Origin of the sequence: Peptoclostridium sp. AF21-18 (assembly GCF_003478825.1) — a bacterium.
GTDB lineage: Bacteria > Bacillota > Clostridia > Peptostreptococcales > Peptostreptococcaceae > Peptacetobacter.
Genome location: NZ_QUGE01000031.1, coordinates 1 through 450, shown reverse-complemented (window position 1 = coordinate 450; position 450 = coordinate 1). Strand labels below are relative to the sequence as shown.

The following is a 450-nucleotide window of genomic DNA, read 5'->3' as shown; positions in this document are numbered from 1 at the left end:
AAAGCTCCCTACATTCATAACGAGTGTAGAGAGGCGAGAAATCGCCCAAAACTCCTTTAATTGCTGGAAGTTCCTAAAGCTAGTTAAACTACAACGTAGAATTGAAAAATATTCAAGCGTGAATGTTGCGAAAGCAAAAAAAATTAACTAGATGGCATAAGGTTAAACCCTAAGTGCTTTAATAATGGATAATCAGCAGCCAAGATCCGAACAGGATAAGGTTCAACGACTAGGCAAATGCCGTACATCACAAGCTAATGGTGGTGGAAATGGGGAGCATCTAAAAAAATTAGATGGTGATATAGTCTGTGCTTAATGGAAACATTAAGAAGTTCATGAAAAAAATTAAAAATCGTATTTTAATTTATAAATTCTGAGAACTGATTGGAAAGTAGCTATTCCGATTGAACACTCTAAAAATATATACGGATGTATTTTAGATATAACGAC

General features: G+C 34.4%; 1 protein-coding gene. It reads left to right on the top strand.

The annotated features are described in order from the left end of the window. The first annotated feature begins 184 nt into the window (after positions 1-184). Positions 185-316 (top strand): hypothetical protein, encoded by a 132-nt coding sequence (locus DWX74_RS11330; protein WP_286164324.1) that lies wholly within the window; start codon positions 185-187, stop codon positions 314-316. Positions 317-450 lie beyond the last annotated feature (134 nt).